The following is a 24755-nucleotide window of genomic DNA, read 5'->3' as shown; positions in this document are numbered from 1 at the left end:
CACCACACGCAGACCGGGTTGTGAGGATTAAACAACAAACGTCGTCAGGACATCGTTATGATTGAAAACAAAAAGAAGCCGAACCCGATCGATATTCACGTCGGGAGCCGGATTCGCCTTCGCCGAACCATGCTCGGAATGAGCCAGGAAAAGCTGGGTGAAAGCCTTGGCATTACCTTCCAGCAGATTCAGAAATACGAAAAAGGCACCAACCGCGTTGGCGCCAGCCGTCTGCAGAATATTTCCAGCATTCTCAACGTGCCGGTATCCTTCTTCTTCGAGGATGCACCGGGCGATCAGGGCGGTCAGGGCGGCATGGCGGAAGCCTCGAGCTCCAACTACGTGGTCGATTTCCTCTCCTCCTCCGAGGGCCTGCAACTGAACCGGGCTTTCGTGAAGATTTCCGACCCGAAAGTTCGTCGGCGTGTGGTTGATCTCGTAAAAGCTCTGGCAGCGGATGCCGAGGTCGAATAACGACCTTTCGATATCAGCACGAAAGCGGCCGCAAGGCCGCTTTTTTGTTGCCTATTCCAAGGTGAGGAGTGTTGCCGGAATACCTAACTTGTACACATAAAGATATATTTATGTCGTTGTACGCTTGTGTTTGTCGGTGAAAATCACTACACAGGTGCGTCGTTTCTTTGAGGGGAATCCCGTAATGCGCGCAAGTTATCTGTTCACCAGCGAGTCGGTTGCCGAGGGCCATCCGGACAAGGTTTGTGATCGTATCTCCGATGAAATTGTAGATCTTGTGTACCGCGAAGCGGCCAAGACCGGCGTCGATCCCTGGACCGTGCGCATTGCCTGCGAAACGCTGGCGACCACGAACCGTGTGGTGATCGCGGGCGAAGTCCGCCTGCCGCCGAGCCTGATGAAGAAGGACAAGGACGGCAAGGACGTCATCAATCCCTCGAAGTTCAAGTCCGCTGCCCGCAAGGCTATCCGTGACATCGGTTACGAGCAGGACGGCTTCCACTGGAAGACGGCCAAGATCGACGTGCTGTTGCATTCCCAGTCCGCCGATATCGCGCAGGGCGTTGACAGCGCTGCCGACAGGCAGGGCGATGAAGGCGCCGGCGACCAGGGCATCATGTTCGGTTACGCCTGCAAGGAAACGCCGGACCTCATGCCGGCGCCGATCTATTATTCCCACAAGATCCTGCAGCTTCTCGCCATCGCCCGCAAGAAGGGCGAGGGTGACGCCGGCAAGCTCGGCCCGGACGCCAAGAGCCAGGTGACCGTGCGTTACGAAAACGGCAAGCCGGCCGCCGTCGACTCGATCGTTCTTTCCACCCAGCACCTCGACGAGAGCTGGGATTCCAAGAAGGTCCGCGAGGTCGTGGAACCTTATATCCGCGAAGCGCTCGGCGACCTGCCGATCGCCAGGGATTGCAAGTGGTACATCAATCCGACCGGCAAGTTCGTCATCGGCGGCCCGGATGGTGACGCTGGTCTTACCGGCCGTAAGATCATCGTCGACACCTACGGTGGCGCAGCCCCCCACGGCGGCGGCGCATTTTCCGGCAAGGACACGACCAAGGTCGACCGTTCGGCCGCTTATGCTGCTCGCTATCTGGCAAAGAACGTCGTCGCTGCCGGCATCGCCGACCGCTGCACGATCCAGATTTCCTACGCGATCGGCATCGCCCAGCCGCTGTCGATCTATGTCGACCTGCATGGCACGGGCAAGGGTGTGACGGAAGACCAGGTGGAAGCCGCCATCCGCAAGGTCATGGACCTGTCGCCGACCGGCATCCGCCGCCATCTCGACCTCAACAAGCCGATCTACGCCAAGACGTCGGCTTACGGCCACTTCGGCCGCAAGGCCGGCCGTGACGGCTCCTTCTCCTGGGAGAAGACCGATCTGGCGAAGCCGCTCAAGGATGCGCTGAAGGAAGAGCCCCTCAAGGCAGCCTGATCGGCCTTTACGGATAGCTCCGTAAAACTGTAAAGCGGGTGCCTCCTGGCGGAGACGCCCGCTTTTATCGTGAGAGACCAGCCCATGACCGAACCGCAGCACCCGAGCCGCAGCACCGAAGCCTTCTTCGGGCGCCGCAAGGGCAAGCAGCTCCGCGAGCGCCAGGCGGAAGGGATTGCAACTCTGCTGCCTGCACTGAAGCTCGATCTTGCGGCGCCCGCGCCCGCCGCGCTTTCAGAGATATTTCCCATTCCGGTGGAGGAGCTGCGGCTGGAGATCGGCTTCGGCGGCGGCGAGCACCTCGTCCACCGCGCGCAGGAAAATTTAAAAACCGGCTTCATCGGCGTCGAGCCTTTCGTCAATTCCATGGCGAAGCTTTTGTCGCGCGTCGACGAACTGGGGCTCAAGAATATCCGGGTCTATGACGACGACGCCACGCAGGTGCTCGACTGGCTGCCGGATGCATCGCTCGATCGCATCGACCTGCTCTATCCGGACCCGTGGCCGAAGCGGAAACATTGGAAAAGGCGGTTTGTATCTGCGGTCAATCTCGACCGATTCCACCGCGTGCTGAAGCCGGGCGGTCTGTTCCTGTTCGCATCCGACATCGACACCTATGTCAACTGGACGCTGATCCATTGCCGTGACCATGGCGGATTTCAATGGCAGGCGGAGCAATCTTCCGACTGGCTGACGCCCTTCGCCGGCTGGCCAGGTACGCGATACGAAAACAAGGCCCGCCGAGAAGGCCGTTCCTCGGCCTATCTGACGTTCAGGAAAGCCTGAAAGGTCAGTGCAGGCTGACGGTCTTCAAGTCGTCTTCAGCTGCCTTGAAGAAGGTGCTGGAGCGATTGTCGGTCAGAAGAATCGGCGTGCCATCTGCGCCGAACAGGGCCCAAAGATCGAGACTGGGATCGATATCTGGGGCTTCAGGGAAGCAGCGGGACACTTCGTCCGACCGCATCTTGCGAATATATCCGACCTCTCCAGCACCCAGATGAGCAAGTTCGGACAGCGTCAAACGCGTATTCGCTTCTTTCAGGAGCATTCCAGCCTCCAGCATTGAGGGGCAACGGCATTGGCGCCGTTGACCTACTCTGAGACGGAAATGTTAATTTTTCGCACCATGCGCGCGGGCTCGGGGCGGATAAGGTCAACCGATAGCAAACCGTTCTTGAGCGAGGCGCCGGAAACCTGCATTCCGTCGGCGAGCACGAACATACGCTGGAACTGCCGCGCGGCAATGCCGCGGTAAAGATAGTCGCGCTCACCCTGCTCCGTCTGACGTCCACGGATGACGAGGTGGTTTTCTTCCGTCGTCACCTCGAGCTCGGCTTCGGAAAAGCCGGCGACGGCCAGCGTGATTCGCAGCCGTTCGGGTGCGCCGGAAGCATCTGCCCGGACGCGTTCTATATTGTAGGGAGGATAACCGTCGTTCGCCTTCGCAAGGCGTTCGAGTGTCTTTTCCATGGCGTCGAAGCCCAGAAGCAGAGGGCTCGCAAACGGCGTCATTCGGCTCATCGTACAGTCCTTGCAACAAGCGACCATGTCGGCGCCCGTCGGGCGGCCCGCCAACTCCGCCACTATATGGGAGGTTCCGGCGGCGACCGCAAGGATGAGCGCCGGGGCTGATGGTCACGGCTGCTTCATGCCGGTCATGCGGCACTTGACAGAATGTCAGCTTGTGGACCACTACCCCGGAAAAAGGAGCATTCATGCAGCGCAGGAAGATCATCATCGATACGGACCCGGGTCAGGACGACGCCGCAGCGATCATGCTTGCGTTTGCGAGCCCGGACGAGATCGAGGTGCTTGGTCTCTGCGCGGTCGCCGGAAACGTGCCGCTTTCCTACACCAGCCGCAACCTCCGGATCGTCTGCGAACTCTGCGGCAGGCCGGATGCGCCGGTGTATGAAGGCGCGCTGAAGCCAACCAAACGCCCACAGGTGACCGCCGAACACGTCCATGGCAGGACCGGCCTCGACGGTATCGAATTGCCCGAACCGACAATGCCGGTGAAAGCCGCGCACGCCGTCGATTTCATCATCGAGACCCTGCGCGCCGAGCCGGCCGGAACCGTGACGCTCTGCACGCTCGGACCGCTCACCAATGTCGCGCTCGCCCTTCAGAAAGCACCGGACATCGCGGCGCGGGTGAAGGAACTGGTGATGATGGGCGGCGGCTTTTTCGAGGGCGGCAACATCACGCCGGCTGCCGAATTCAACATCTATGTCGATCCCGAAGCGGCAAAGACCGTGTTCGCCTCGGGCATGCCGATCGTCATGCTGCCGCTCGACGTCACCCATCAATTGCTGACGACCAAAACCCGTGTCGAGAAGATCGCCGCGCTCGGCACCCGTCCAGCGGAGGTCCTGGTCGCGTGGCTTGCCTTTTTCGAGCGATTCGACATTGAAAAATACGGCTCCGATGGCGGCCCGCTGCATGACCCGACGGTCATCGCCTACCTCATCAAGCCTGAACTCTTTTCGGGCCGGGACTGCAATGTCGAGATCGAAACGCAATCGGAACTGACGGTCGGCATGACCGTAGTGGACTGGTGGCACGTCTCCGGCCGCAAGCCGAACGCCAAGGTCATGCGCCATGTCGATGCCGATGGCTTTTTCGAATTGCTGACGGAGCGGGTTGCTCGGCTCTAAGGCGGAATAAGCGGGCAAAGAAAAAGCCGCCGTTTGAAGGGCGGCTTTTATACGTTCAGCTTTAGGTGCGATCAGAATTCCTGCCAATCGTCCGCTACGACGGCGGCCGAACCGTGGGAGATCGCAGCCCTTGGCGCCGGCTTGGCACGTGGTGCCGGTGCGGGCTGGCTCGGTCGCGTTGCCCGCATGGTTTGGGCGACCTGACGCAGCGCCTGCGGCGCGCTTTGGACGTGGCCAGTCGCGTGTGCCGAAACACGGAACCGCGCGACCAGCGACTGCAGCGTTTCCGCTTCCGTACTCAGCACCGTGCTCGCGGCGGTCGTCTCCTCCACCATCGCAGCATTCTGCTGGGTCACCTGGTCCATCTGGTTGACCGCCGAGTTGACCTCCTTGAGGCCGACCGCCTGTTCGCTCGCGGAAGCCGAGATCTGGCGGATCAATCCGTTGATCTGCATCACCTGCACTGCAATTTTCTGCAGCGTATCGCCAGCCTTGCCGACCAGTTCCACGCCGTCGCTGACCTGGCTGGTCGAGGCGTTGATGAGCGCCTTGATTTCCTTGGCGGCGTTTGCGGAACGCTGGGCGAGTTCGCGGACTTCCTGTGCGACGACAGCAAAACCCTTGCCGGCCTCGCCGGCGCGGGCAGCTTCCACGCCGGCATTGAGGGCGAGCAGGTTGGTTTGGAAGGCGATCTCGTCGATCACGCCGATGATGCGGGAGATTTCCTGCGAGGACCTGGCAATGCCCTGCATCGAGGCGACGGCCTTCTGCACCACTTCGCCCGACTTTTCCGCATCGTCACAGGCGAGGTTGACCGTACCGGCGGCCGAGCTGGCGTTCTCGGCGCTCGAGTTTACCTGCGCGGTGAGCTCGTTGAGTGCGGCTGCGGTTTCCTCGAGGCTGGCAGCCTGCTGCTCGGTCCGGCGCGACAGGTCCTGAGCGCTGGTTGTGATCTCGCGGCTGCCATTGCCGATATTGTAGACGGTCGAACTCACCGTCGCGATCGTCTCCTCAAGACTTTCCAGCGCCTTGTTGAAGTCGATCTTCAGCTTGGCATAGTCGCCCGGGAAATCGTCCTGGATGCGATAGCCGAGATTGCCATTGGAGAGTTCCGCAAGGCCATTGGCAAGCGAGGTGACGACGCGCTGCTGCTGCCGGGCGTTCGCTTCGCGCTCGCCTTCGGAACGGCGGCGCTCGCTTTCCGCCGCATGGCGCTGCGCTTCCGCCTCCGTTTCGAGCCGCCGGCCGTCCGCCAGCGTGTGGCGGAAGCCTTCGAGCGCGCCGGCCAGCGAGCCAATTTCATCGGTGCGATCCTGGCCCTCCACCGGCTGTTCGAAACGGCCCTTGCTTAAGGTATCGACGCTGCCGAGCAGCGCCCCCAGAGGCCGCCGCACGAAGACGGTGCTGCCGAAATAGAGGGTCGCGATGCAGGCCCCCATGATGACGATCCCGCCGAGCACCATCATCAGTGTCTGGTCCTGAACCGGCGCGGCAATCACGCTCTGCGGCACGTCCAGGACGATCGCCCAGGTGGCGTTGAGGTCCGGGACCGTGAACGGATAGACGACGCGTTCAAAGGGTTCCGCCGCATCGGCGGTCAGGTTGTCGAGCTGGACCGGCTGGTTCGACTTCAACGCGGCCAGCAGCTCGCTCGTTTTTTCGCCTTCGACCGGCTTCATCAGCTTGTCGGGATTGACAGGCACGATCCATTTACCGCCTTGCGACACCAGCAGAACCCGGCCGGAGCCGAACGGCCGCATCGCCTGGAGTTTTTTTGTCAGGGTTGCCATCGACACGTCGAGGCCGGCAACACCGAGGAGCTTGGAGCCGGACATGACGGGGTAGGCGACAGAGCTCATGGCGACAGCATCGCCCGTCGTGCTTTCGATATAGGGTTGGGTGAGCGAGCCTTTCTTCGAGGTCGCCGCGAGCGAATACCATTCCGCCTGGGTGTCAATGTCGAAGACGCTATAGGCGATATCGCCGGTGCGGCTCTTGGTCCAGTAAGGGGCGAGCTCCCCCTTCTTGTTGGCGCCCATCTCCTTGTTGCCGACGAGCTCCGCGTTCTTCCCGTCGAATACGCCCGGAACTTCCGCGAACCAGCTGCCATAGGCAAACGCATTCTGCTCCAGGTTGGCCTTGAGAGCGTCGGTGACGCCCTTGCGGTCGAGATAACCCGCGGCATGGCCGCGGCCGATCACGCCCGCCATCGAGCGTGCCGCGCCGGCAAGCTGGCCCATGTCGACGGCGACTTCGTTGGCGATGGAACGCGCCTCGGCCTGCGCCTGCGCCATGGTCAGCGTCGACACGCGGTTGCGGGTTTGGGAGATCAGGAAGAAGTTGGAGAGAACCAGAACGACGGCGATTACCAGGCTCGTTACCAGTATGAGCTTCGTGGAGAGCGACTTGATCTTGAGCGAAAACATCGATTGCCTCGCGTTGCGGACAGAGGGGGGGCTCCTTCATGGAGCTGCCGCGAGGCGGATCGAATCTCGTCCCCGCTGAGATATCCGCGACCCTAAAAGCGATATGTTAATGTTGGCTAAAATTGTAAATATGTTCTCCCACGGCGCAGCGAGAGTAGCGGGGAGTACCCGATCAAAGCAGCTTAGACCCTGGCATCGACCGCCTCGGCGGGCGGGATCGATGGCTGGGCGCCGCGGCTGAGGCAGGCGAGCGAACCGGCCACCGCGGCGCGGCGGAGCGCTTTCGCAAAATCGAGCCCCTGCTCGAGGCTGGCGGCCAGGTAACCGCAAAACGTGTCGCCGGCGCCGACCGTATCGACCGGTTCGATCTTCAATCCCTCGGCGGCGATGATCTCCCCGTCGCGGATCGCGACCACGCCGTCGCCGCCGAGCGTGACGACGTATGTCTGGCCGGTTTCCGCGTGCAGTTTTTTCAACATCTCCTGGCGCGCCGCAGCGTCCGGGATCGGGCTTCCGGCCAGCAATTCGAATTCGGTTTCATTGGCGACGACGATATCTGCAAGCCGGGCCAGCCGGGCCGCATCGCCGGTCAGCGGCGCAGTGTTGATCACCGTCTGAATGCCTTTGGCACGCGCTGCGTTGAGCGCCGTCTCTACCGTCCCGGTCGGAACTTCGAGCTGCAGCATCAGGATGTCGCCGATATTCATGGCTTCGACCGCCGCCTCGGCCTGCGCCGCGCTCACGGTACCGTTGGCGCCGGCCACCACCGCGATCATGTTTTCGCCCGTGCCACCCACTAGGATCAGTGCCGTGCCCGTTGGATCGGTTACGCGCGCGACCGCTGAGAGGTCTACCTTGGCGTCATCGAGAAGTGCCAGCGCCGGCGCAGCAAAACCATCTTCCCCAACGGCTCCCACCATATGCACGGAGCTTCCGGCACGGCGCGCTGCGAGCGCCTGGTTGGCGCCCTTACCACCGGCGGCCGTCGCAAAATTCGATCCCGCAACCGTCTCGCCCGGCTGGGGCAGACGTTCGGTCGTGGCGATGAGGTCCATGTTGATGGAGCCGAGGACGGTGATCATGGGCAGGCCTGCTTGCGTAAATTAAAGTCGCGCGACACTGCCCGAGAGGATCACTCCTCGTCAACCACCCGCAGCTTGAGCAGGCCGGTACGGCTTTCGACCGCCTTGGCCTGGGGCCGATCGCGGGCCACCTCGGCTTCGTGGGGCGCCTCCAATTCGAGAGCCTCTATCTTGGCGCCGCGGCGGTTGAGCTTGTCGGTGGAGGTGAGGATCTGCTCGACATCCTTCTGCGCCGCGAAGAAATGCGCCTGAAGCTTGCGGGTGCGGTCGTCGAGCCGCGAAAGATCCTCGATCAGCAGCGCCACTTCGCCCTGGATGAGATGTGCCTGCTCGCGCATCCGTTGATCCTTCAGCACGGCCTGGATGACCTGGATGGACAGCATCAGCAGCGAAGGCGAGACAATGACGATCCGGGAACGCTGCGCCTTCTGCACGGCGCTTTCGAAATGTTCGTGGATCTCCGCGAAGATGGATTCCGACGGCACGAAGAGGAAAGCCATTTCCTGCGTCTCGCCCGGGATCAGGTACTTTTCCGAGACATCGCGGATGTGAACCTCAAGGTCCCGCTTGAAGGCCTGGGCGGCGGCCCTTCTGGCTTCGGGTGCCGCGGCCTCGCGAAATGCATTCCAAGCTTCGAGTGGAAATTTGGCATCGATCACCAAAGGCGGAGCGCCGTTCGGCATCCTGATCGTGCAGTCCGGCCTGGTGCCGTTCGAAAGCGTGGTCTGGAAACCGTAGGCGCCCATCGGTAATCCGTCGGCAATGATCGCTTCCATACGGCCCTGACCGAAGGCGCCTCGCGTCTGCTTGTTCGAGAGGATCGCCTGCAGACCGACGACGTCCTTTGCCAGCGTTTGAATATTGTTCTGTGCAGCGTCGATCACCGCCAGCCGTTCCTGCAGCCGCTGCAGGTTCTCATGCGTCGACTTGGTCTGTTCGGTAATCGTCGCGCCGATCCGGTGCGTCATGCCATCGAGCCGCTGGCTGACCGACTGGTTGAGTTCCGATTGCCGCGTCGAAAGCGTCTCCGCCATCGCTGACAGCCGTCCCTGCATCTCGCTTTGCGCTCTCAGAAGTTCGGAAAGCCGGGCCTCGCCTTCCATCACCCGCAACGCCGCATCTTCCTGCCGCCGAAGCGATGCGCGCCGGACCAGGAACAGCCATAACAGTAGCAATGCCGCTCCACACATCACCGCCACGACGGCAGCGCGCGGATCGTCGAAGAAACGGGAAAGGCTCGCGACAAGATTATCCATGGCGGGAAACTAACAGAATTTTGCCACTTGAAAAGATCAAAACGTGAACATTCCGCTTCCTCGGTCCGTAATTTCTATTCCTTCGGAAAAAAAGATGGGTTATGGGAAGCCATGACGATCAAGCCTCTGATTATTCTGCCTGACCCGATCCTGCGTCAGGTTTCCAAGCCGATAGAGCGTGTTGACGCAGAGCTTCTGAGGCTCGCCGACGACATGCTGGAGACCATGTATGACGCGCCGGGCATCGGCCTTGCGGCGATCCAGATCGGCGTGCCGCGCCGCCTGCTGGTCGTCGACATCGCGCGTGAGGGTGAGGAAAAGCAGCCGCAGGTCTTCATCAATCCGGAGATCGTCAGATCCTCCGACGAAATCGCGGTCTACGAAGAAGGCTGCCTGTCCATTCCGGAATATTACGCCGAGGTCGAGCGGCCCGCGACCGTCAGCGTCAAGCATCTGGGCCGCGACGGCAAGGAATATGTGGTAGAGGCCGATGGCCTGCTCGCCACCTGCCTGCAGCATGAGATCGATCACCTGAATGGCGTGCTTTTCATCGACCATATCTCCCGCCTGAAGCGCGAGATGGTGATCAAGAAATTCACCAAGGCTGCCAAGTCCAAGGCGGTCTGAACCGTCGCTCGGGCGATCCGAGTTAAGAAGGCGCGGTCTCTTGAGACGCGGAACGACCATGTCTCTTCGCATCATCTTCATGGGAACGCCGGAATTTTCCGTGCCGACGCTGCAGAGCCTGAAACATGCGGGCCATGAGATCGTCGCCGTTTATACCCAGCCGCCGCGCCCGGGCGGCCGCCGCGGGCTCGATCTGGTGAAGTCGCCGGTCCATCAGGCCGCCGAACTGCTGGGCATTCCCGTTTTTACGCCGGCGAATTTCAAGGATCCCGATGAGCGCGAGAAATTCCGCGGGCTCGAGGCGGATGTTGCCGTCGTCGTCGCCTACGGCCTTCTTCTGCCGGAAGCGATCCTGACGGGCACACAGCTCGGTTGTTACAACGGCCACGCTTCGCTCCTGCCGCGCTGGCGCGGTGCCGCGCCGATCCAGCGGGCGATCATGGCGGGTGACAAGAAGACCGGCATGATGGTCACGCAGATGGAAAAGGGCCTCGATACCGGCCCCGTCGCGCTGACGAGGGAAGTGGAAATCGGCGAGAACATGACGGCGGGCGAGCTGCACGACAAGCTGATGCTGGTCGGAGCCCGTGCGATGGTCGAGGCGATGGGGAAACTCGAAGCCGACGACCTGCCGCTGACGCCGCAATCGCCGGAAGGCGCGCTTTATGCCGCCAAGATCGACAAGGGCGAGACGCACATCGATTTTTTGAAGACCGCACGTGATGTGCATAACCACATCCGCGGTCTGTCGCCGTTTCCGGGCGCATGGTTCGAGGCGGAGATCAACGGCAAGCCGGAGCGCGTAAAGGTTCTCCTCTCGGAAGTCGGCGAGGGGCAGGGTGAGCCCGGAACGGTTCTGGACGGCGCACTGACCCTTGCCTGCGGCGCGGGCACGGTGAATCTCCTCAGATTGCAGAAGGCCGGGGGCAAGCCCCTGGCCGCGGCGGAGTTCCTGCGCGGGATGCCGCTGGGGCCTGGCACGAGGCTCTCCTGATGCCGCGATTCCGCATGATCGTCGAATATGACGGCACGCCCTATGTCGGCTGGCAGAAGCAGAAGAACGGGCATTCGGTACAGTCGGCACTTGAAACTGCCATCCTGTCCTTGACCAAGGAGAGCGTGGTGGTCAAGGGCGCCGGACGCACCGATTCCGGCGTTCATGCGCGCGGGCAGGTGGTGCATGTCGATCTCACGCGGTCGTGGCAGCCACACCGGCTGCGCGACGCGCTGAATGCCTATCTCGGCATGGCCAGGGAGAAAGTCGCCATCGTCGGCGTGCAGGTTGTCGATGATACGTTCGACGCTCGCTTTTCGGCCGTCCGGCGATATTACCTCTACCGTATCATTTCACGGGCTGGCCCATTGGCGCTGGATGCCAAGCGTGCCTGGTGGGTCACCAAGGATCTGGATCATGAAGTCATGCATGCTGCCGCCCAGACGCTGGTCGGAAAGCACGATTTCACGACCTTTCGTTCGGTTCATTGTCAGGCGAAAAATCCCGTCCGCACGCTGGACATACTGGATGTCACGCGTAGCGGCGACCTGATCGAAATCCGCGCGACGGCACAGAGTTTCCTGCACAATCAGATACGGTCGCTCGCCGGCACACTGAAACTGGCCGGCGAAGGCCGCATGACGCCGGCGGATGTCCGCGCAGCACTGGACGCCCGGGACCGCAAGGCCTGCGGGCCGGTGGCACCGCCGGAGGGACTTTATTTCATGCGGGTCGATTATCCAGGCGACCCCGTAGAGCCCTGAAGCGCTGGCTTCGTCAGAGCGGATAGATGCCGAGGAAGCGCTGCAGCGCTTCGGTCAGGATCATGCTCGGCACGATCAGCACCAGCACCAGCGTGGTGATCATCAGCGGCTGCGGCCCGCAGATCATCCGCATCACCCGCGATATCGCGATGATCATCACGAGCAGCAGCGCGAAATGGACCAGCGCCAGGGCGGTATCGAGTCTCGACGGCAACAGGAAACGCAGGCTCAGCAGGCCGTAGAGATAGGCGAAGGGAACCGAGAGCCAGTTGACGGTGACGACGACCGCCGGAAACTTTCGGGCGATGCCGAGCAGTGAGCAGAGTATGCCGGCAAGGATCAGCGGCACCAGCCAGTTGAAGATTTCCAGCATTGCCATGCGAACGAAGAAAATCCCGCCGATCCGGGCGCCGGACGGCATGCCCTCAAGCAGATAGTCGCGCCACCACAGCCACGAGATGAACGCGCCCGGCAGGCACCAGACGAACGCCCAGAACGAGCGCATCATGCCGCGATCGGAAATGTCGAGCAGGCGGAAACCCTGCGCATCGCCGCGGATCAGCAGCCAGAGACCGCTCAGATAAAGTCTGACTTCAGCATAGGAGGGCAAGGCGGCCTCCTCGCAAAACGGCGAAATCACGCATCAGGTTAACGAAACCCCCATGATATTCTCCAGTTCGCGCGCAACAAACATGTCGGTCAGGAGCACAAGTCCCAGGGTGGCAATGCGGATCATCACCGGGCCACCCATGACTGTTCTTAGAACGCACCAGGCGAGGAAAAGCGCGGCGATCAGAATGGTTGCCGCCAGAATTATCGAAGCGTAACCGGCAAGCCCCATGGCGCCACCTTGCTGGGCAGATAGGAAAGCGATGGGCGAATAAACCGCATGGATCGCATAGGCGAGCGGGACGGCAAACCAGTTGCGCACCACGATCAGGATCGGCACGAGCGGCATGAAGCGCAGAATGAAGCCGAGGGCGATGAGCGCCGCGGCCGGCACGACCCATTGGGCCGCTTCGAGGACCAGCATCTTCAGGAAAAAGATGAAGGAATAGTCCTCGCGTTGAGGGAAATGACGAAGGTATTCCATCCGCTGAACGATCCAGCCGACAATCAATGCCGGCGCGCACCAGCCCGCCGCCCAGAACGAACGCAATACGCCCTGGTCCGAAATGTCGAACGGTCGCAGACCGCGCGCATCGCCCCTGATCAGCAGCCAGAGACCGCCGAGGTAGAGCCTGACTTCATGATAGGAGGGCATTATCGAACCAGCGGGAGATGAAGGTCCCATAGATTTGGGTGAGCGTCTCCAGATCGGCAAGGGCTACGCGCTCATCGATCATATGCATGGTCTGCCCGACAAGGCCGAATTCGACGACCGGGCAATAATCCTTGATGAACCGGGCATCCGAGGTGCCGCCTGTCGTCGAAAGTTTCGGCACCTTGCCGGTCACGTTTTCGACGGCACCCGATAGCGAAGCGATCAGGGCATTGTTGCGGGTCAGGAACACGTGGCTCGGGCGTTCTGCCCAGGTGATGTCGTAGCGCGCCGGATCGCGCTCCGGGCGCAGCGGGCTACCAATCGCTGCTGCGTCGAGCCGCCTGACGATCTCGGCTTTGACCGTATCGGCGGTCCAGGTGTCGTTGAAGCGGATGTTGAAGGCGAACGCCGCCTTGGCCGGAATGACGTTGGTCGCCGGATTGCCCACATCGACGGAGGTCACTTCCAGATTGGAGGCAGGGAATTCCGCCGTGCCGCCGTCGAAGGGCGGATTCATCAGCACTGAGGCGAGCGGCAGCAGGCCGCGTACCGGATTGTCGGCAAGGTGCGGGTAGGCCGCATGGCCCTGGACGCCGAAGACGGTGACCTTGCCGGAGACCGAACCACGCCGGCCGATCTTGATCATGTCGCCGAGCGCATCCGGATTGGTCGGCTCGCCGACCAGGCAGGCATCCCAGGTCTCGCCCCTCTCGGCCGCCCATTTCAGCAGCTTCTCGGTGCCGTTGACGGCCGGGCCTTCCTCGTCGCCGGTGATCAGGAAGGAGATCGAGCCTCTTGGCGCGCCATGCAGATCGATATGGCGGGCGACCGCTGCGACGAAACAGGCGATGCCACCCTTCATGTCCACCGCGCCGCGGCCGAACAGCTCGCCGCCGACGATCTCGGCGGCAAAAGGCGGCTTACTCCAAGACGTCTCGTCTCCCGGCGGCACTACGTCCGTGTGGCCGGCAAACATCAGATGCGGGGCGTCGGTGCCGAGCCGGGCATAGAGGTTCTCGATGTCCGGCATGCCGGGTTCCGTCGCCACCATCCGCTCGACCTTGAATCCGAGCGGAAGCAGCATCGCCTCGAGCGCCGCAAGCGCGCCGCCCTCGGCAGGCGTCACCGAGGGGCAGCGGATCAGAGTCTGGAGATTGGTGATGGGATCGGCAGCAGACATTTGATCGGATCAGTCCCGCAGCAGTTCGTTGATGGCGGTCTTGGAACGGGTCTGCTCGTCGACGCGCTTGACGATCACGGCACAATAAAGGCCCGGTCCCATGTCTCCGTTCGGGAACGGCTTGCCCGGCATCGTGCCGGCGACGACGACAGAGTAGGGCGGCACTTCGCCATAGCTGATCTCGCCGGTGGCACGATCGACGATCTTGGTCGACTTGCCGATGAACACGCCCATTCCGAGCACTGAGCCCTGGCGGACGATGCAGCCTTCGACCACTTCCGAACGGGCGCCGATGAAACAATTGTCCTCGATGATGGTCGGGCCGGCCTGCATCGGCTCCAGCACACCGCCGATGCCGACGCCGCCGGAAAGATGCACGTGCTTGCCGATCTGGGCGCAGGAGCCGACAGTCGCCCAGGTGTCGACCATCGTGCCTTCATCGACATAGGCGCCGAGGTTGACGAAGGATGGCATCAGGACGACGTTCTTGGCGATATGGGCCGAGCGCCGCACGACAGCGTTCGGCACGGCGCGGAAACCGGCAGCGCGGAACTGGTTTTCACCCCAGTTCTCGAATTTGGAAGGCACCTTGTCCCACCAGGTGGAGGCACCGGGGCCGTTCTTGACCACTTCCATGTCGTTGAGGCGGAAGGACAGCAGAACGGCCTTCTTCAGCCATTGGTGCACGGTCCAGGTTCCGCCTTCGCCGCGGCTTGCGACCCGCGCCTGACCGCTGTCGAGCAGGTTGAGCGCTTCCTCGACCGCATCGCGGATTTCCCCTTTGGTCGAAACCGTCACGCCGTCGCGGTTGTCGAAGGCGGTCTCGATGGTCTTTTCGAGGGAAGAGAAGTCGGGGCTGCTCATGGGAAATCCTTAAACGTCACTCTGTATCGTGATGGTGGGAGAGGTGGCCATTTGGTGTCTTTTGATCTAAGCGACCGCCACTCAAGCGTCAATGTGAATTGGCGTCAATGCATTTGACGCCGGAAGGATCATGCGAATGGCAAAGGCGAAGAAGGATGGCCCGCGACGCAAGGACGGGGCCTGGGATCCGCTGAAGGACAACAAGGCGGACAAAAACGACGCCGCAGTCCAGCCGAGGACGCCGCAGACGGAATCGCACTCTTATCGCCTCGCCTATGCGGATGACGAGTTTCTCAGCCGCGAGGAGCTTCGCCCCGTCCGTCTCCAGCTCGAGCTGATGAAGACGGAAATGGCGCTCGCCGAGCGCGGCATCAAATCGACCGTGGTGCTGTTCGGCGGCGCGCGCATCCCGGCGCCCGGCCAGAGCGCCTGGGCCGCCCGCAACGATACGCAGCGCCAGAACCTCGAAGCGGCCTCGGTCTACTACGAGGAGGCGCGCAAGTTCGCCGCCCTCTGCGGCAGGCATTCTGCAAGCTACAATCATCAGGAATATGTGGTGGTGACCGGTGGCGGGCCGGGCGTCATGGAGGCCGGCAACCGTGGTGCGGCTGATGCCGGCGCGCCGAGCATCGGCCTCAACATCATGCTGCCCCACGAGCAGGCCCCGAACCGCTACGTGACGCCGGAACTCAGCTTCAACTTCCACTATTTCGCCATCCGCAAGATGCATTTCATGATGCGGGCGAAGGCAGTCGTCGTTTTCCCCGGCGGGTTCGGCACGCTGGACGAAATGTTCGAGGCGCTGACCCTCATCCAGACCAAGCGCATGGAACGCATGCCGCTCATCCTGTTCAGCGAAGCCTTCTGGCGCGGCATCATCAATTTTGGCGCGCTGGCGGAATTCGGGACGATCGCTCCGGACGACCTCAACCTCATCAGTTTCGTGGAGACCGCGGAAGAGGCGTGGAAGATCATCTCGGATTTCTACGAGCATTGAAGGCTTGATTGAAAGTCGCGAAGTTCGCGACTAGATTGTCGCTAGAGGATGGTACCGATGAGCGATGAAGTCGTAGATCTGAATTTTCTGGCCAAGCTTGGGCAGCGGACAAATGACGAGGTTCGCGCCCTTCGCAAGGAGGTTTCTGAAATCAGGACCCTGGCGATCCAGACTTATGAATTTTCAAAGCGCCTGGAACGACGTCAGGCGGAAGTTCGGGATGATCTCGAGCTCTCTATCAAAATCGAACTTGGCGGAGCTTTGTCCCACATGCAGTCGACGATCGAGCAGTCGCTTGTCCGCATCGAGGACAAGGTGGAGGAGGTCGCGGACCGAGTGACCGCAGTCGAGCACAGACCTTCCTGATTGCGGGCTTTATCTGATCGGAGAAATAAAAGAACCCGCCCCTTGGGGAAGGGGCGGGTCCTTTGGACGACTGTCGGAACTAGTTCCAAGGGGGCGGAGAACTAGAGGGGGCGGTCCGGCAGGTCGTCGATGGAAATGGTTCCATCCTTGTTGGTGTCCATGCGGGCGAACAGCTTGTCGGATGCGGCAGAAGCTTCCGCCTTGGTGATCTTGCCATCCTTGTCTTCATCGACCATGCGGAACATGCCTTGGCCCATCATCTGGCGGCCATGCGGGCGTTCCCAGCGGGCGTCCTCGCGGCTCCAGCCATGGCGGCCCTGGCCGTCGCGGTTCCAGGCGGAATGATCGCGGTCGCGGCGATGGTCGCCACGCCGATCGGCCATGTCACCGTTGGACTGGTCGTCCTTCTTGTCCGCGGTGTTGGCGACTTCCGGCTGGTTGTTCTTGCGGAACTCTTCCATCTTCGCCTGGCGATAGTCGATCATCTCGCCGCGCGTCAAAGAGCCGTCCTTGTTGGCGTCGATTGCCGCAAAGAGCTTGTCCTGGAAGGCAGTCATCTCGTCCTTGGAGATTTTGCCATCCTTGTCGGCATCGGCGTTCTTCAGCAGGCGGACGAACATCACATCCTGCATCATGGCGCGGCCAGGGCCGTCATGGCGGCCAGGACCATCACGCCCTGGGGCTGCAAAGGCCGGGATGGCTGCGCCGGCGATCAGCGCTGCTCCGAGGGTCGCCAGAACGATCTTTCTTGCGGTCATTGTGGTGGTCCTTCAGGTTGTTTCGATAGCCTGAAGATAGAGACCGCCGCGGTCAAAACCACTTAAACATCCGTAATGTGGATGAACTTTCTGTAATGGCGATAAAACGTTAGCGGATGTTGAGACCGGTGAGGAAACCCGTCAGGTCGTCGGTCACATAGTCGATGTGATCGTCCTCATCGGTAAGCTTCTCCCAACGTTCCATCAGCACCGCATCCAGATTGCGCGGCACCAGAAGGATGGTGCGCATGCCGAGCGCCTTCGGCACCTGCAGATTGCGCGGCAGATCCTCGAACATCGCAGCACTTTTTGTATCGACCCGGTGCATGCTCGCGAATTTGTCGTAAGTCGCGCCTGCCGGTTTCGGTACGTAGTCGGCCGCGACGATGTCGAATATGTCGTCGAAATTATCGAGAATGCCGAGCGCCCGCGCCGCCGCTTCCGCATGCGGCACGCTACCATTGGTGAAGATGAACTTGCGGCCGGGAAGGGCCTTGATCGCCTCGCCAAGTTCCGGATGCGGCAACAGCGCCGAATAGTCGATCGCGTGCGCCTGTTCGAGAAACCCGTCCGGATCTATGCCGTGGTTCAGCATCAGGCCCTGCAGCGTTGTGCCGTGTTCATGGTAATAGCGCTTCTGCAGCGCTTTCGCTTCCGCCGGCTCCAACTGCAGCAATTCCTGCACATAGGCGGTCATGTTCTTGTCGATCTGCGCGAACAGATTGATGTGATGCGGATAAAGCGTGTTGTCGAGATCGAACACCCAGTCGCGGACATGGGTGAAATCGGCGGGATCGGGCAAGGTCTGCGGCTTTTTTTCCATGGCCGCTTTATGCACCGGCACGGCGGCAAAGAAAACGAAAAAGACGTACGCTTTCGGCCAGAGCCGGCCTTGGCGATCTGCCGGAACGCGTGATACCGCCCGCATATGGAACTCTGGATCCCCATCACCATCGCCGCCGCCTTCCTGCAGAACCTGCGCTCTGCCCTGCAGAAGCATCTCCAAGGCTCGCTTGGCACGCGCGGAGCGAGCTTTGTGCGCTTCGGCTACGGTTTTCCGATCGCGATCCTCTATGTCCTGTGCCTTCACCATGTCGCCGGTTACCCGTTCCCGACACTGAACTGGACCTTCGCCTTATGGGCGGTGATCGGCGGGCTGGCACAGATCTTTGCGACCATGATGCTGGTGCATCTCTTCTCGCTGCGGAATTTTGCGGTCGGAACGGCCTATTCCAAGACCGAGCCGGTGCAGGCTGCCATATTCGGCTTCATTCTGCTCGGCGAAAAGCTGACGCCGGGCTCGGTTGCCGCAATCATCGTCGGCGTTATCGGCGTAATGACGATCTCGATGGCGCGCATGCCGCTGTCCTGGCGCAACATGATAGTCGCCATGACCAGCCGCACCGCCTTGATCGGCATCGCGTCCGGCGCGGTCTTCGGTATTTCGGCCGTCTCCTACCGCAGCGCGTCGCTGTCGCTCGGCGGTCCCGGTCCGGTCATGGAGGCCGCGGTGACGCTCGCCTGTGTCACGACTTTCCAGACCGCCTTCATGCTGGTCTGGATGTTCTGGAAGGACAAGCGTGAGATCGTCCAGGTCGTTCTCTCGTGGCGTTCATCCTCTCTCGTCGGCCTGGCAGGCGTCGTCGGCTCGGCCGGCTGGTTCACCGCCATGACCCTGCAGCAGGTGGCCTATGTCCGCGCGCTCGGGCAGATCGAGCTCGTCTTCACCTTCATGGCGTCCTATTTCCTTTTCCATGAACGGGTGAACCGCATGGAGGTGTTTGGCTGCCTCTTGATCGTCGGCGGCATCCTCGGGTTGCTCTTTTCCTGATCGACGCCCGATTTGCGGCGGCATCCGTCACCGAAACCGGTTAGGGTATTCCGATCAATGGGAGGATCATTCATGCTGGAGAAAGACAAGGCAGCCGCGTTCGCAGCGCTTCACCGGAAGGGCAATCCGGTCATCATCTACAACATCTGGGATGCCGGCACCGCCAAGGCGGTTGCGGAGGCTGGGGCGAAGGCGCTCGGCACCGGAAGCTGGTCGGTTGCCGCAGCGCAAGGCTATGCCGACGGCGAGAACCTGCCGCTCGATGCATTGCTCGCCACGGCGAAATCGATCACCGCGGCCGTCGACCTGCCGTTGTCGGTGGATTTTGAGGGCGGTTATGCGGAAGATCCGGCCGAACTGGCGGCAAATGTCGCCAGGGTCATCGACGCGGGTGCGATCGGCATCAATTTCGAGGATCAGGTCGTCGGCGGCAGCGGTATCTATCCCGTGGAGCAGCAGGCCGATCGCATCCGTGCCATCCGGACCCTGGCAGACACGCGCGATATGCCGTTCTTCATTAACACCCGGACCGATCTTTTCCTTCAGGAAGGCGACCGGACGAAGCATGCAGCACTTCTCGATCAAGCGATCGAACGCGCCAGAGCCTATGCCGAGGCTGGGGGCAACGGGTTCTTCGCCCCGGGACTGGCCGATGAGGGGTTGATCGAGACTTTATGCAAAGCCTCGCCACTTCCGGTCAACATCATGATGTTCAGCGGCGTTCCGTCGCCGAAACGCCTCGGTGAACTCGGGGTGGCCCGGGTCAGCTACGGGCCGGGGCCGTATCGCGCGATGATGGCAAAGCTGAAGGAAGACGCCGCGGCGGTTTTCACCGCCGCCGGCTGAACATCGGAGGCATCGGCGATCAGGGAACGATCAGCGTACCGGCGCCGTGCTCGGTGAAGATTTCGAGCAGCACCGAGTGGGCCGTCTTGCCGTTCAGGATGACGACGCCCTGCACGCCGGCCTTGATCGCCTCGATGCAGGTCTCGACCTTCGGAATCATGCCGCCGGAGATCGTGCCGTCCTTGATGAGGGCCAGGGCCTGGGCGACCGTCAGTTCCTTGATCAGCTGCTTGTCCTTGTCGAGGACACCCGGAACGTCGGTGAGGAAGAGCAGGCGGGTGGCGCTGAGTGCGCCGGCGATGGCGCCCGCGAACGTGTCGGCATTGATGTTGTAGGTGGCGCCGTCGCGGCCCGGAGCAACCGGGGCGATGACCGGGATCATTTCCGACTTGGCGAGCAGGTCGAGCAGCGTGCGGTCAACTTCCACCACCTCGCCGACGAAGCCGAGGTCGAGAACCCGCTCGATATTGCTGTCCGGATCGATGACGGTCTTCTTGGCCTTTTCGGCGAAGACCATGTTGCCGTCCTTGCCGCAAAGGCCGATCGCCCATTCGCCGGTCTGGTTGATCAGCGCGACGATTTCCTTGTTGATCGAGCCGGCGAGAACCATTTCGACGATCTCGACCGTCTTCTGGTCGGTGACGCGCAGGCCGGCTTCGAACTTGGATTCGATGCCCATCTTCGTCAGCATCGCACCGATCTGAGGACCCCCGCCATGCACGACGATCGGGTTGACGCCGGACTGCTTGAGAAGCGCGATATCCGCCGCGAAAGCCTTGCCGAGCTCCGTGTCACCCATGGCATGGCCGCCGTATTTCACGACGATCGTCTTGTTTTCGTAACGCTGCATATAGGGCAGCGCCTGTGCCAGAAGCTTTGCCTGAAGTTCGCTTTCGGAAGCCGTCATGGGATACCCCTGAATATTGAGTGGGGCCTTTTAGCGCATGTTTTTGACAGAGGAAATAATAAGTCCGGAGATTATCGCGCAATCGACGGAGCGGTGCAGGCCAAATGGAGCGCCGCATGCCGGCACGAACGCCGATCAGGGGCATGGTGGTCAAGCGGATTGCGGGCGCTACGACAAATATAGACAAATAGAAACAAAGGCTTGATGTTTATTTTCCGGCTTTCTCATTGCCGCTGAAACTCTTCCTCTCCGGCTTCCGTCTCTTGTGATGTCTCCGCCGATGTCGGGACGCCAGGCCTTGGGAGGCGCGCATCCGCGCCGGGGCAACAAGATTCGTTGAGAGGAAGCCATCATGTTGAAGACCGCACTCCGCACGCTCGCCATCGCGACCGTTCTGTCCGCCGCCACAGTCACCGCCTTCGCCGCCAATCCCAAAGTCGGCGGCGCGGCGATGTATGAAGGCAAGAACATCGTCGAAAACGCCGTGAACTCCAAGGACCACACGACGCTCGTCGCTGCCGTCAAGGCTGCCGGTCTGGTCGAGACGCTCCAGGGCAAGGGCCCGTTCACGGTCTTTGCGCCCACCAACGAAGCCTTCGCCGCTCTGCCGAAGGGCACGGTCGAAACACTGCTGAAGCCGGAGAACAAAGCTCAGCTTACCAAGGTGCTGACCTGCCACGTGGTTGCGGCGGACGCCATGTCCACGGCCATCGAAAAGATGATCAAGGACGACAAGGGCACCCATGACGTCAAGACCGTCGGTGGCTGCATTCTGAAGGCCAAGGAAAACATGGGCAAGATCACGCTCACCGACGAGATGGGCGGCGTGGCCCATGTGACGATCGCCGACGTCAAGCAGTCGAACGGCGTCATCCATGTGGTCGACAAGGTCCTGCTCCCGAAAATGTAAAAGCCGGTCACGCGTTTGAGGCTCTTACGTCAAGATCCGGCTGCCTCTTCTCGGGGTGGCCGGATCTGCCGTTTCAAGAACAGCGTCAGACCGGGCGGCCGACGGTTTCGGCAATCGCCTGGCGCAGTTCGTCTATCCCCTTGCCCTTTTCGGAGGAGGTGGAGAGCACGAACGGGAAGGCGGCGGGATGCTTGCGGATCTTTTCCTGCGTCTCGGCCAGCAGCTTCACCACGGCTGGTTCCTTGATCTTGTCCGTCTTGGTCAGCACGATCTGGTAGGAGACGGCGGCCTTGTCGAGGAGGTCCAGGACTTCGTCGTCGTTCTTTTTGATGCCGTGGCGGCTGTCGATCAGCAGATAGACGCGCTTCAGCGTTGCGCGGCCGCGCAGATAGTCGAAGACGAGCTTGGTCCAGGCGTCCACATTCTCTTTCGGGGCCTTCGCGTAGCCGTAACCCGGCATATCGACCAGTGCCATCGGCGGCAGGTCGGTACCTGCGCCCGAATAGCCATCCGGCACGAAATAGTTGAGCTCCTGGGTCCGGCCGGGCGTATTGGAAGTGCGCGCCAAAGCCTTCTGGCCGACGAGCGCATTGATCAGCGACGACTTGCCGACGTTCGAGCGGCCGGCAAAGGCGACTTCCAGCGGGCCTTCCGGGGGCAGGAATTTCATCGAGGGTACGCCGCGGATGAAGATCCAGGGGCGGCCGAATAGCGGTTTGTCGTCCGTGCTCATGTCTGCGGGCATCGGTTCTGGTCGTCCTGTTTTGTCGAAGGGCACGGCTTCAAGGTTTTGGCCGGCAATGTCAAGCTTTCGGGCTTTTCAGCCCTTTCCCTAAAAGAAAAACCCCGGACGAGCCGGGGTTCTCATTCGTTTATCGGCAGGCGCTATTTTGTCGGCGCCGGTTTTCGTCGGAAGAGGCCCTTCAGATTGTCGAACAACTCTACCTTCGCACCGTGGCGCTTCATGATGATTGCCTGCTGCGTCACCGACAGAGTGTTGTTCCAGGCCCAGTAGATGACGAGGCCGGCCGGGAAGGACGACAGCATGAAGGTGAACACCAGCGGCATCCAGGTGAAGATCATCGCCTGGGTCGGATCCGGCGGCGTCGGGTTCATGCGCATCTGCAGGAACATGGTAACGCCCATGACCAGCGGCCATACGCCGATCATCAAGGCATGCGGCACGTCGTAGGGCAGCAGGCCGAAGAGATTGAAAAGCGAGGTCGGGTCGGGGGCGGACAGGTCCTGGATCCACCCGAAGAACGGCGCGTGCCGCATTTCGATGGTGACATAGATGACCTTGTAGAGCGAAAAGAAGATCGGAATCTGCAGGACGACCGGCCAACAGCCGGCGATCGGATTGATCTTTTCTTCCTTGTAAAGCGCCATCGTCGCCTGTTGCAGGGCCATTCGGTCGTCGCCGAACTTGGCTTTCAGCTCTTCCATCTTCGGCTGCATGCGCTTCATGTTGGCCATCGAAGCGTATTGCTTGCTAGCCAGCGGGAAGAACAGCGTCTTGACGACTATGGTGGTGAGCAGGATCGCCACCCCGAAATTGCCCACGTGACGGAAGAAAAAGTCCATCAGTTGGAACATCGGCTTGGTGATGAAGTAGAACCATCCCCAGTCTATCAGGCGGTTGAACTGCGGAACGCCGAATTCCGTCTCGTAGCGCGAGACAAGCGGCACTTCCTTGGCGCCGGCGAAGACGAGGTTCTTGATCTCGGTCGACTGGCCCGGCTGAACCGTCAGGTCATCGCCCTTGTAGTCAGCCTGGTAGCTCGCCTGACCGCCGGTGAAATGCGAGAAGCGCGCCACATAAGGCAGCGTCTGCGGCGGCACGATGGTGGCAGCCCAGTACTTGTCGGTGATCCCGAGCCAGCCGGTCTTGGCCTTCTCGTTGGTGTACTGCTCTTTTTCGATATTGGCGTAGGTATGCTCGTTGAGGCTGCCGCTCTCGCCCATTACGCCGATGAAGCCTTCGTGGATAACCCAGACGGCAGGCGTGGCCGGCTTGTTGTTGCGGATGACGCGGCCATAAGGCGTCAGCGTCACCGGGGCAGCGGTCTTGTTGTCGATCTTGTCGGCAACAGTCAGCATGTAATGGTCGTCGACCGAGACGGTGCGCGTGAAGGTGACGCCCTTCTCGTTGGTGAAGGTCAGCGTCACCGGCGTCTGCTGGGTCAGCTTGCCGCCGCTTGCGAGCGTCCACTGCGTGCCGGTACCGGGAGCCGTGCCGATCGTTTCATTCGGGATGTAGCCGACTTCAGTGAAATAGCCATCCGTCGTGTCGGATGGCGAGAACAGCGTAATGATCGGGCTCTTTTCGTCGACGGTTTCGCGATATTCACGCAGCTTGAGGTCGTCGAAGCGGGCGCCGGTCAGGTTGATGGAGCCGATCAGAGCAGGCGTCTCGATCTGGACGCGTTGCGACCGGGCCAGCGCCTGATCGCGGGAGAGTGCGGCAGTTGCCGGGTTCGCACCAGGCAGGTTCCCCAGTACGCCGGAACCACTCTGAGCGCCGGGGCTTTCCGGCGAAACAGGCTGGGCGCTCTCGCCCTGAAGCGCACGGCTGGCTTCTTCGGCGCGCCGCTGGGCTTCCATCCTCGGGTTCATATAGAGGAACTGCCAGGCAAGAACGATCAGCACCGAGAGCGCGATCGCGATGAAGTAATTGCGGTTCTTTTCCATCATGCTTTCCTGGAACGGGTCTCCTCGGACCGCTTTGGTCTCGGCTTGCTTTCGATACGCTCGATAAGCTGAGCCGTCATATCCGCAAAGGGGGCCTTAAGCACCTCCCGCCGCGCGACAATCACATAGTCGTGTCCGTTCTTCATTGCAAATCCGGCAGATTGCCTCACCACCTCGCGGAGGCGGCGGCGCATGCGGTTGCGTTCGACCGCGTTGCCATGTTTCTTGGTAACGGTGAAACCGACGCGCGGCGCTTCGTCCGGCTGGTTCCGATCAAGGACTTCCAGAAGGAAGTTCCGGCCCCGGCGGGCTTCGCCTTCCCGGACAGCAAGGAACTGCGGCCGGCTTTTAAGCCGCCCGACAGTTTTCTCGTTCTTTGTCTCAGTCGTCATCGCCCGGTCGTCTCGGGCATCTCAG

The 24755-nt window shown here is 61.4% G+C and carries 27 protein-coding genes; 12 read left to right on the top strand and 15 right to left on the bottom strand.

Features of this window, described 5'->3' with window-relative positions; translation table 11 throughout:
* Positions 1-57: 57 nt before the first annotated feature.
* From AC1DLT_RS06590 to trmB, 3 genes are all read left to right on the top strand, one after another.
* The gene (locus tag AC1DLT_RS06590) at positions 58-474 is read left to right on the top strand and encodes a helix-turn-helix domain-containing protein (RefSeq protein ID WP_037079404.1); all 417 of its coding nucleotides are present in this window, start codon (positions 58-60) and stop codon (positions 472-474) included.
* Between the two features lie 184 nt (positions 475-658).
* The gene (metK, locus tag AC1DLT_RS06585) at positions 659-1918 is read left to right on the top strand and encodes a methionine adenosyltransferase (RefSeq protein ID WP_247136693.1); all 1260 of its coding nucleotides are present in this window, start codon (positions 659-661) and stop codon (positions 1916-1918) included.
* An 84-nt stretch (positions 1919-2002) separates the two neighbouring features.
* Entirely contained in the window at positions 2003-2704 is a 702-nt protein-coding gene (trmB, locus tag AC1DLT_RS06580; protein WP_038539221.1) for a tRNA (guanosine(46)-N7)-methyltransferase TrmB, read from the top strand.
* 4 nt (positions 2705-2708) lie between these two features.
* On the opposite strand, the gene AC1DLT_RS06575 is transcribed toward trmB, so the two are convergent.
* Both AC1DLT_RS06575 and AC1DLT_RS06570 read right to left on the bottom strand, forming a co-directional pair.
* The gene (locus AC1DLT_RS06575) at positions 2709-2966 is read right to left on the bottom strand and encodes a BQ00720 family protein (RefSeq protein WP_038539224.1); all 258 of its coding nucleotides are present in this window, start codon (positions 2964-2966) and stop codon (positions 2709-2711) included.
* Between the two features lie 44 nt (positions 2967-3010).
* Positions 3011-3439: an Hsp20 family protein gene (locus AC1DLT_RS06570; protein WP_477486247.1), complete on the bottom strand. Its 429-nt coding sequence runs from the start codon at positions 3437-3439 to the stop codon at positions 3011-3013.
* A 194-nt stretch (positions 3440-3633) separates the two neighbouring features.
* Between AC1DLT_RS06570 and AC1DLT_RS06565 the strand changes: the two genes are divergently transcribed.
* A complete protein-coding gene (locus AC1DLT_RS06565; protein ID WP_477486246.1) occupies positions 3634-4575 on the top strand; it encodes a nucleoside hydrolase in 942 nt (313 codons plus the stop codon).
* Between the two features lie 71 nt (positions 4576-4646).
* On the opposite strand, the gene AC1DLT_RS06560 is transcribed toward AC1DLT_RS06565, so the two are convergent.
* The 3 genes from AC1DLT_RS06560 to AC1DLT_RS06550 form a co-directional block, all read right to left on the bottom strand.
* Positions 4647-7001, bottom strand: a complete 2355-nt coding sequence (locus AC1DLT_RS06560; RefSeq protein WP_477486245.1) for a methyl-accepting chemotaxis protein — start codon at positions 6999-7001, stop codon at positions 4647-4649.
* Between the two features lie 182 nt (positions 7002-7183).
* Positions 7184-8083, bottom strand: a complete 900-nt coding sequence (locus AC1DLT_RS06555; RefSeq protein WP_477486244.1) for a ribokinase — start codon at positions 8081-8083, stop codon at positions 7184-7186.
* Between the two features lie 50 nt (positions 8084-8133).
* A complete protein-coding gene (locus AC1DLT_RS06550; protein WP_477486490.1) occupies positions 8134-9273 on the bottom strand; it encodes a DNA recombination protein RmuC in 1140 nt (379 codons plus the stop codon).
* A gap of 177 nt (positions 9274-9450) precedes the next feature.
* On the opposite strand from AC1DLT_RS06550, the gene def reads away from it, so the two are divergent.
* Genes def through truA form a run of 3 tightly spaced genes read left to right on the top strand, consistent with a single transcriptional unit; the run spans position 9451 to position 11724 of the window.
* A complete protein-coding gene (gene def / locus AC1DLT_RS06545; protein ID WP_247034423.1) occupies positions 9451-9966 on the top strand; it encodes a peptide deformylase in 516 nt (171 codons plus the stop codon).
* Between the two features lie 58 nt (positions 9967-10024).
* Entirely contained in the window at positions 10025-10960 is a 936-nt protein-coding gene (gene fmt, locus AC1DLT_RS06540) for a methionyl-tRNA formyltransferase (protein WP_477486243.1), read from the top strand.
* Positions 10960-11724 (top strand): tRNA pseudouridine(38-40) synthase TruA, encoded by a 765-nt coding sequence (gene truA, locus AC1DLT_RS06535; protein WP_477486242.1) that lies wholly within the window; start codon positions 10960-10962, stop codon positions 11722-11724. Before fmt ends, truA begins: the two co-directional genes overlap by 1 nt.
* 13 nt (positions 11725-11737) lie before the next feature.
* Here truA and AC1DLT_RS06530 read toward each other — a convergent pair whose 3' ends face one another.
* Genes AC1DLT_RS06530 through dapD form a run of 4 tightly spaced genes read right to left on the bottom strand, consistent with a single transcriptional unit; the run spans position 11738 to position 15032 of the window.
* The gene (locus AC1DLT_RS06530; RefSeq protein WP_477486241.1) at positions 11738-12334 is read right to left on the bottom strand and encodes a hypothetical protein; all 597 of its coding nucleotides are present in this window, start codon (positions 12332-12334) and stop codon (positions 11738-11740) included.
* 33 nt (positions 12335-12367) lie between these two features.
* Positions 12368-12988 carry a hypothetical protein gene (locus tag AC1DLT_RS06525; protein WP_477483959.1) on the bottom strand — a complete coding sequence of 207 codons (621 nt, stop codon included), beginning with the start codon at positions 12986-12988 and terminating at the stop codon, positions 12368-12370.
* Positions 12972-14168: a succinyl-diaminopimelate desuccinylase gene (gene dapE / locus AC1DLT_RS06520; protein WP_477486240.1), complete on the bottom strand. Its 1197-nt coding sequence runs from the start codon at positions 14166-14168 to the stop codon at positions 12972-12974. The genes AC1DLT_RS06525 and dapE overlap by 17 nt, the downstream gene beginning before the upstream one ends.
* Positions 14169-14177: 9 nt before the next feature.
* Entirely contained in the window at positions 14178-15032 is an 855-nt protein-coding gene (gene dapD / locus AC1DLT_RS06515) for a 2,3,4,5-tetrahydropyridine-2,6-dicarboxylate N-succinyltransferase (RefSeq protein ID WP_038539254.1), read from the bottom strand.
* Positions 15033-15168: 136 nt separating this feature from the next.
* Between dapD and AC1DLT_RS06510 the strand changes: the two genes are divergently transcribed.
* Positions 15169-16029: an LOG family protein gene (locus AC1DLT_RS06510; RefSeq protein WP_038539257.1), complete on the top strand. Its 861-nt coding sequence runs from the start codon at positions 15169-15171 to the stop codon at positions 16027-16029.
* A gap of 57 nt (positions 16030-16086) precedes the next feature.
* Positions 16087-16395, top strand: coding sequence for a hypothetical protein (locus AC1DLT_RS06505; protein WP_038539260.1), 309 nt, complete (start codon positions 16087-16089; stop codon positions 16393-16395).
* Positions 16396-16496: 101 nt separating this feature from the next.
* Here the strand turns inward: AC1DLT_RS06505 and AC1DLT_RS06500 are convergent, their stop codons facing one another.
* Together AC1DLT_RS06500 and AC1DLT_RS06495 are read right to left on the bottom strand one after the other, a co-directional pair.
* Entirely contained in the window at positions 16497-17153 is a 657-nt protein-coding gene (locus AC1DLT_RS06500) for an EF-hand domain-containing protein (RefSeq protein ID WP_038539266.1), read from the bottom strand.
* 109 nt (positions 17154-17262) lie between these two features.
* Positions 17263-17976, bottom strand: a complete 714-nt coding sequence (locus AC1DLT_RS06495) for a pyrimidine 5'-nucleotidase (RefSeq protein ID WP_038548615.1) — start codon at positions 17974-17976, stop codon at positions 17263-17265.
* Positions 17977-18081: 105 nt separating this feature from the next.
* Here AC1DLT_RS06495 and AC1DLT_RS06490 point away from each other — a divergent pair, with 105 nt between their 5' ends.
* Together AC1DLT_RS06490 and AC1DLT_RS06485 are read left to right on the top strand one after the other, a co-directional pair.
* Positions 18082-18984, top strand: a complete 903-nt coding sequence (locus AC1DLT_RS06490) for a DMT family transporter (RefSeq protein ID WP_038539272.1) — start codon at positions 18082-18084, stop codon at positions 18982-18984.
* A gap of 72 nt (positions 18985-19056) precedes the next feature.
* Entirely contained in the window at positions 19057-19830 is a 774-nt protein-coding gene (locus AC1DLT_RS06485) for an isocitrate lyase/PEP mutase family protein (protein ID WP_477486239.1), read from the top strand.
* A gap of 19 nt (positions 19831-19849) precedes the next feature.
* Here the strand turns inward: AC1DLT_RS06485 and argB are convergent, their stop codons facing one another.
* On the bottom strand, positions 19850-20737 hold the full coding sequence (gene argB, locus AC1DLT_RS06480; RefSeq protein WP_477486238.1) for an acetylglutamate kinase: 888 nt from the start codon (positions 20735-20737) through the stop codon (positions 19850-19852).
* Positions 20738-21089: 352 nt separating this feature from the next.
* On the opposite strand from argB, the gene AC1DLT_RS06475 reads away from it, so the two are divergent.
* Positions 21090-21647, top strand: coding sequence for a fasciclin domain-containing protein (locus tag AC1DLT_RS06475; protein WP_247034407.1), 558 nt, complete (start codon positions 21090-21092; stop codon positions 21645-21647).
* An 85-nt stretch (positions 21648-21732) separates the two neighbouring features.
* On the opposite strand, the gene yihA is transcribed toward AC1DLT_RS06475, so the two are convergent.
* From yihA to rnpA, 3 genes are all read right to left on the bottom strand, one after another.
* The gene (gene yihA / locus AC1DLT_RS06470) at positions 21733-22380 is read right to left on the bottom strand and encodes a ribosome biogenesis GTP-binding protein YihA/YsxC (RefSeq protein ID WP_477486237.1); all 648 of its coding nucleotides are present in this window, start codon (positions 22378-22380) and stop codon (positions 21733-21735) included.
* 152 nt (positions 22381-22532) lie between these two features.
* Positions 22533-24338 (bottom strand): membrane protein insertase YidC, encoded by a 1806-nt coding sequence (yidC, locus tag AC1DLT_RS06465; protein ID WP_038539288.1) that lies wholly within the window; start codon positions 24336-24338, stop codon positions 22533-22535.
* Complete coding sequence (gene rnpA, locus AC1DLT_RS06460; protein ID WP_038539293.1) at positions 24338-24730, bottom strand: ribonuclease P protein component; 393 nt, start codon at positions 24728-24730, stop codon at positions 24338-24340. Before rnpA ends, yidC begins: the two co-directional genes overlap by 1 nt.
* Positions 24731-24755 lie beyond the last annotated feature (25 nt).

Source organism: Neorhizobium sp. 05N33 (assembly GCF_056397445.1).
Note: the sequence above shows the minus strand (reverse complement) of the source record. Positions and strands in the feature narration are given on the sequence as shown.